Below are 6,820 nucleotides of genomic sequence, written 5' to 3'. Positions count from 1 at the left end.
GTCCAGGGCGGCGACTGGAGCGGCGACACCTGCTGCCTGACCACCGCCTTCGGCCGCTGCGCCGCGCTGCTCAATCGCAAGCCCAAGGGTTGAGCCGCACCGGAGTTGCGCCGCACCGGATCGCATCACGCCGCACCAAAGCCGCGATGCGATCCCAACCCCGGCGCCCCCAGTTGGCGCATCGGGCCGCGTCGATGCCACCGCGCGCGCCGATGCCGCGTGGCATGCCTCTTGCGATATTCCCGTTCGAGTAGAAGCGGTTAGCGCCGACGCATCGCCATCGCAGGCCGATGCCCCGGCGCGGGACATTGCTCTCACGACCACCGGTCGTCACCGGCAGCGCCATGCGCGCGCCGCGTGTTGAACCCGGCCGCTCCGGCCGCGAACGAGAGAGAGCGCACACGATGTCCCGTCCCTGCCATTCCTTGCCGTCCCATCGCCTCGCCGTACCGCGCCCGCCGTAAGCGCCGGTGCGGCCCCGCTTCGCCCTTCCCTTCGACGACGACACGACACCACAGGCCCCATGAACACGTCGCACCTCGCTCCCTCCTTGGCGGCTGAGACCGCATCGCCCATCGTCCCGCACCGCCCGCGCAGGCGCCTGCTTGCCGGCGCATTCGCAGCCGCGGCCGCGGCCGCATTGACCATCGCACCGCTGACGGCCTTCGCCGCCGACAAGGTCACCTTCCTGACCTCCTGGTATGCGCAGGCCGAGCACGGCGGCTTCTACCAGGCCGTGGCCGAGGGCATCTACAAGAAGCACGGCCTCGACGTGACCATCCGCATGGGCGGGCCGCAGGTCAACGGCATGCAGATCCTGACCAGCGGTCAGGCGGACTTCCTGATGGGCTACGACCTGCAGGTGCTCAAGAGCATCGAGCAGGGCGTGCCGGTGACCACGGTCGGCGCCTCGTTCCAGAGCGATCTGCAAGGGATGATGACGCACGACGACGTCAATGGCCTTGCCGATCTGAAGACCCGCACCGTGCTGGTCTCCACCTCGGGCCGCACCACCTGGTGGCCATGGCTGAAGGCGAAGTACCAGCTCGACGAGGCCCAATCTCGCGTCTACACCTTCAACCTGCAGCCCTTCTTCGCCGACCGCAACACCGCGCAGCAGGCGTACGCCTCGTCGGAGGTGTTCGCCGCGGAAAAGGCCGGCGTCAAGACACGCTTCTTCCTGTTCGCCAACGATGGCTATCCGCCCTACGGCACCACCATCGTGACCATGCAGAAGACCGTCAAGGACAAGCCCGATCTGGTCGCGCGCTTCGTGCGGGCGTCGATGGAAGGCTGGAAAAGCTATCTCGCCAATCCCGCCGCGGCCAACGCGCTGATCAAGCGGGACAACCCCAACATGAAGGACGACCAGCTCGCCTGGGGCCTGGCCAAGCTCAAGGAATTCCGGCTCGTCGATGGTGGCGACGCGGCGCGCCAGGGCATCGGCGTGATGACGGACGCGCGCTGGCAGAAGACGCGCGACTTCATGGTCGGCGCAGGGCTGCTGAAGGCCGAGACCGACTGGAAGCAGGCCTACACCACGCAGTTCGTCAGGGACCTGAAGGTCATGCCCTGAGCGGGCGCACGCCCGCGACCCCATACAAACCCGACGCCATCGCGCGTCATCCCTTCGTATCCCGAGGATTCATCATGCTGGTCACCCGACAACCCGTGCTGCGCCGCTTCTGGTACGCGCTGATGCCGGTCTCGATGCTCGACGACGGCCCCAAGCCCTTCACGCTGCTCGGCGAGAACCTGGTGCTGTGGAAGCGCCCGGACGGCTCGCTGGCCGCGCTGCAGGACCGCTGCTGCCACCGCACCGCGAGGCTGTCCAAGGGCTGGGTCAACGAACGCGGCGACATCGTCTGCGGCTATCACGGCTGGGAGTACGACTGCTCGGGCGCCTGCGTGCGGATTCCGCAGGCGCCGGACAGCCGCGTGCCGGCGGGCGCGCGCGTGCCGGCCTATCGCGCACAGGAGAAATACGGCTACGTCTGGGTCGCACTCGACGATCCGCTGCAGCCGATTCCCGACTTCCCCGAAGAAGGCGACCCCGCCTATCGCCGCATCCTGCAGTACTACGAGCGATGGAACACCAGCCCGCTGCGCGTGATGGAGAACGCCTTCGACAACTCGCACTTCAGCTTCGTCCATCGCGCCAACTTCGGCATCGCCGACCAGCCCAGGCCCGAGAAATACGAGCTGACGCAGCGCGATTGGGGTTTCGAGGCGGAGACGCTGGTGCCGATCCGCAATATCGAAGCGGGCCATCGCGTGACGGGCACCACCGAGCCGATTACCTACCGGCATATGTTCAACCGCTGGGACATGCCCTTCACGCGGCGCTTCGGCTGCATCTATCCGGCCAGCGGACGCCATCACATCATCTACAACTGCGCGACGCCGATCGACGACGGCACGGTGATGCTGTCGCAATGGCTGTACCGCAACGATCGCGAGGAAGACTGCTCGACCGAGGAGCTGATCGCCTGGGACGCGCCGATCGTCGCCGAAGACCGCGAAATCCTCGAAGCCACGGACTACGACGCCTGCATCGATACGCGCCGCCGCGTCGAGTTCCATATGGAGTCGGACAAGCCCGGCCTGCTGATGCGCAGGATGCTGCTGGATCTGCTGGAGAAGCACGGCGAGAAGGAAGTGTTCCGCGTGCCCGTCGTCGGCGGCTGAGCCATGTTCGCGGACCCGCGCGATACCCGCGCCTTCGAGGCGCCGATCCTGTTCGCCAACCAGGTCGAGAAGACCTATCCCAACGGCACCGTGGCGCTCGAGCGCGTCAAGCTGTCGATCCGGCCCGGCGAATTCGTCTCGTTGCTGGGCCCGTCCGGCTGCGGCAAGAGCACGCTGCTGAAGCTGTTTGCCGGGCTGGAAGCGCCCTCGGCCGGCCACCTGCGCTGGTGGGGCGAAGGCACGTTGCCCGGCGCCAGGCCCGCTGCCGCTGACGGCGCGCGCCGCACGCTGGCGATGGTGTTCCAGGAGGCCACGCTGATGCCTTGGGCGAAGGTCGCCGACAACGTACGGCTGCCGCTCGATCTTGCCCGCATGCCGCGCGAGCAGGCCAACGAACGGATGCGGCGGGCGCTGGCACTGGTTGGCCTGGCGCAGTTCGGCCAGGTCTATCCGCGCGAGCTGTCCGGCGGCATGCAGATGCGCGTGTCGATCGCGCGGGCGCTGGCGACGGAGCCGGACCTGCTGCTGATGGACGAGCCCTTCGGCGCGCTCGACGAATTCACGCGCAACCGGCTCGACGCCGATCTGCGGGCGCTGTGGGCCGAGCGCGGCCTGACCGTGGTGTTCGTCACGCACAGCATCTACGAGGCGGTCTATCTGTCGAGCCGCGTCGTGGTGATGGCGGCACGGCCGGGCCGCGTGATCGCCGACGTGGCGATCGACGGTCCCGCGGTACGCGACGAGGCCTACCGCGTCTCGCCCGAGTTCATGCAGCACTGCGCGCGGCTGTCGGCGCTGCTGGCGCAGGCCAATACCGGCGTCGCGCCGGCCGATCCTGCATAGCCGCGCCAACGCGCCTCGAAGGAGTCCGATCATGGCATCCCCCCTGCTGTCCCGTCCCGCCGTGCAGCGCATCGCCGCGCCGCTGGCCGTCGGCGCACTGATGCTGCTGGCCTGGCAGGCCGTCTGCATCTGGCTCGACGTGCCGCCCTATCTGGTCCCCACGCCCTCGGCGATCGCCCGCACGCTGGTCCAGGACTGGGCGCTGCTGTCCGGCTCGCTCTGGGTGACCCTGCGCATCACGATGCTGGCGTTCGCGCTGGCCGTCGTGCTCGGCACCGCGGCCGCCTTCGTGTTCGTGCAGAGCCGGCTGATCGAGGCGAGCCTGTTTCCCTACGCGATCCTGCTGCAGGTCACGCCCGTCGTCGCCATCGCGCCGCTGATCATCATCTGGGTCAAGGAGCCCACGTTGGCACTGGTCATCTGCGCCACCATGGTCGCGATCTTCCCGATCATCTCGAACACCGTGCTGGGCCTGCGCAGCGTCAATCCCGGACTGCTGAACCTGTTCCGCATCAACCGGGCCACGCGCTGGGACACGCTGCGGCGGCTGCGGATACCGAGCGCGCTGCCGTACTTCTTCGGCGGCTTGCGGATTTCCTGCGGCCTGGCGCTGATCGGCGCGGTGGTCGCCGAGTTCGTCGCCGGCACCGGCGGCACCGGGGCGGGCCTGGCCTACCAGATCCTGCAGGCCGGCTTCGCGCTCAATATCCCGCGACTGTTTGCCGCGCTGGTGCTGATCACGGTGACTGGCGTGCTGCTGTTCGGCGCGATGGTGGTGCTGTCGCGGCTGGCGCTGTCCCATTGGCATGAAAGCGAGCTGGCATGAGCGAAGCCTACCCTTGCATCGAAACCGGCCGCATGGCGGAAAATGCCGCGCCCACGCTGCTGATCCGCAACGCCACCGCGATCCTGACCGGCCTCGCCGGCGATGCGGCGCGCCATCCCGGACCGGACATCCGCCTGCGCGGCGGCCGCATCGAATCGATCGGCACGCTGCCGCCGCTCCCCGGCGACACCGTGATCGACGCCACCGATTGCGTGGTCTATCCCGCCTGGGTCAATACGCACCACCACCTGTTCCAGTCGCTGCTCAAGGGCGATCCGGCCGGACTGAACCTGACGTTGACGCCCTGGCTCGGCGCCACGCCGTACCGCTTTCGCGGGGCCTTCGACGAGGCGAGCTTCCGCCTGGCGGCCCGCATCGGCCTGATCGAACTGCTGCGCAGCGGCTGCGGCACGGTCGCCGATCACAACTACCTGTACTACCCGGACATGCCGTTCGACGGCTCGGCCATCCTGTTCGAGGAAGCGCAGGCGCTGGGCCTGCGCTTCGTGCTGTGCCGCGGCGGCGCGACCCGTACGCGCCAGCTCGAAAGCGAGCTGCCCCAGGCGCTGCGCCCCGAAACGCTGGAGGCCTTTCTCGCCGATTGCGAACGCCTGAGCGCGCGCTACCACGACAGCGCCGCCGATGCGATGCGGCGCGTCGTAATGGCGCCGACCACGCCGCTGTACTCGATGTCGTCCGACGAACTGCGGACCTGTGCCCGCACGGCACGGCGGCTCGGTATCCGGCTGCACAGCCATCTGTCCGAGACCGTCGAGTACCAGAACGCCGCCCGCGCGATGCACGGCACCACGCCGGTCGGCTTCTGCGCCGAGGTCGAATGGCTCGGCCCCGACGTCTGGTTCGCCCATCTGGTCAAGCTGGACCGCGACGAAATCCGCATGCTGGGTGCAACCAGGACCGGCATCGCGCATTGCCCGCAGAGCAATGGCCGGCTCGGCAGCGGCATCGCCGATCTGCCGGCGCTGGAGGCGGCCGGCGTGCCGGTCTCGCTCGGCGTCGATGGCGCCGCGTCGAACGAGGCCGCCGACATGATCAGCGAGGCCCACGCCGCCTGGCTGCTGCAACGGGCGCGGCGCGGCCACGCGGCGCGGCCCGTGTTCGAGGGCGGGCGCTTCGAAGGCGGGGCGGATGCCGCCAGCGTCGAGGACGTGGTGCGTTGGGGCACGGCCGGCGGCGCCGCCGTGCTCGGTCTCGACGCGGTCGGCGCGCTGCGGCCGGGCATGGCCGCCGATCTGGCGATCTACCGGCTCGACGATCCGCGCTGTTTCGGCCTGCACGACCCGGCCATCGCGCCGGTCGCCAGCGGCGGCCGCCCGGCGCTGCGCGCGCTGATCGTCGCCGGCCGCGTGGTGGCCGAACACGATGCGATTCCGGGCGTGGATCTCGCGGAGCTGGGCGCGCAGGCGCGCGAGGCGGTGCGTCGGCTGAAAGAACACGCGTGCGAGGCCCCCGCGACATGAGGGCACCGTTAAGGGCGCGGGTAGAGACAAGAGAAAACCGAGGGGCTTGCTGTCGGACGCGATGGTCTGCCCGGTGCGCAGAGGATCTTCGCCCCGCCAGGCCGCAGCCAGCGCGCGATGGAGAGGACGGACGGCCTTCCGCCGATCACCCGCCCATCACCCGCCGATCACCCGCCGATAACCGTTGCCAAACCCGACCCACATTCATAAAATGCGAATCGTTCTCATTTCCTAGCATTCACCGGACCTGGACCCGCGCCATGGCCGGAGCCCCCATGTCCGCCGCCGAGTCCCTGCCGTCGCCGCCGATCGATGCCCTGTACAGCGACCATCATTCGTGGCTGTTCGGCTGGTTGCGCAAGAAGCTGTCCTGCCCGCACGACGCGGCCGACGTGGCGCACGACACCTTCGTGCGGATCCTGGCCTCGCGCGATGCGCTGGCCGGCGTGCGCGAGCCGCGCGCGTATCTGACCACCACCGCGAAGCGACTGATCATCGATCGCGCGCGGCGGCACAAGCTCGAGCAGGCCTATCTGGCCGAGCTGGAACAGGCCGCGGCCTCGCTGGAGGGCTTTCCGTCGCCGGAGCAGACCGTGGCCGCGCTGCAGGCGCTGGCGCAGATCAGCGCCGCGCTCGACGGCCTGCCGCCGAAGCCGCGCGAGGCCTTTCTGATGCACTACCTCGACGGGCAGACGCATGCCAGCATCGCCGTGCATCTGGGCGTGTCGACACGGATGATCCATAAATACCTGGTGCAGGCGCTGGCGCATTGCGCGCTGGCGGATGACGACGCGGGCGCGGTGGAGACCCAACACGGCGTCACCGCTGCAGCGTCGCGCGCGCGATGACCGTGCGTCTTGAGGACGACGACCCGGTCGCGCAGGCCGCCGACTGGGTCGCCCGGCTGACCGCCGACGAGCCCCAGGAGCGCGCCACCGCCCAGATCAAGTTCGCACGCTGGAAGGCCGCCGACCCGCGGCAC

At 69.2% G+C, this 6,820-nt stretch carries 7 protein-coding genes; all 7 read left to right on the top strand.

Features of this window, described 5'->3' with window-relative positions; translation table 11 throughout:
• Positions 1-523: 523 nt before the first annotated feature.
• Positions 524-1,576, top strand: coding sequence for an ABC transporter substrate-binding protein (locus AC6EI8_RS22820; protein ID WP_265635010.1), 1,053 nt, complete (start codon positions 524-526; stop codon positions 1,574-1,576).
• A gap of 74 nt (positions 1,577-1,650) precedes the next feature.
• Complete coding sequence (locus tag AC6EI8_RS22815; RefSeq protein ID WP_498382947.1) at positions 1,651-2,688, top strand: aromatic ring-hydroxylating dioxygenase subunit alpha; 1,038 nt, start codon at positions 1,651-1,653, stop codon at positions 2,686-2,688.
• A 3-nt stretch (positions 2,689-2,691) separates the two neighbouring features.
• Positions 2,692-3,531: an ABC transporter ATP-binding protein gene (locus AC6EI8_RS22810; RefSeq protein ID WP_265635015.1), complete on the top strand. Its 840-nt coding sequence runs from the start codon at positions 2,692-2,694 to the stop codon at positions 3,529-3,531.
• Between the two features lie 31 nt (positions 3,532-3,562).
• Positions 3,563-4,357, top strand: a complete 795-nt coding sequence (locus tag AC6EI8_RS22805; RefSeq protein ID WP_149318667.1) for an ABC transporter permease — start codon at positions 3,563-3,565, stop codon at positions 4,355-4,357.
• Positions 4,354-5,838 carry an amidohydrolase family protein gene (locus AC6EI8_RS22800; protein ID WP_498382946.1) on the top strand — a complete coding sequence of 495 codons (1,485 nt, stop codon included), beginning with the start codon at positions 4,354-4,356 and terminating at the stop codon, positions 5,836-5,838. Before AC6EI8_RS22805 ends, AC6EI8_RS22800 begins: the two co-directional genes overlap by 4 nt.
• 275 nt (positions 5,839-6,113) lie before the next feature.
• A complete protein-coding gene (locus AC6EI8_RS22795; protein ID WP_498382945.1) occupies positions 6,114-6,686 on the top strand; it encodes a sigma-70 family RNA polymerase sigma factor in 573 nt (190 codons plus the stop codon).
• Positions 6,683-6,820, top strand: a 138-nt coding sequence (locus AC6EI8_RS22790) for a DUF4880 domain-containing protein (protein WP_498382948.1), incomplete at its 3' end; no start/stop codon positions are given. The genes AC6EI8_RS22795 and AC6EI8_RS22790, both read left to right, overlap by 4 nt.

The sequence above is a fragment of the Cupriavidus sp. R6-3 genome (assembly GCF_059772245.1).
The sequence above is the reverse complement of the archived record's forward strand: the minus strand, read 5'-3'. Positions and strand labels throughout refer to the sequence as shown.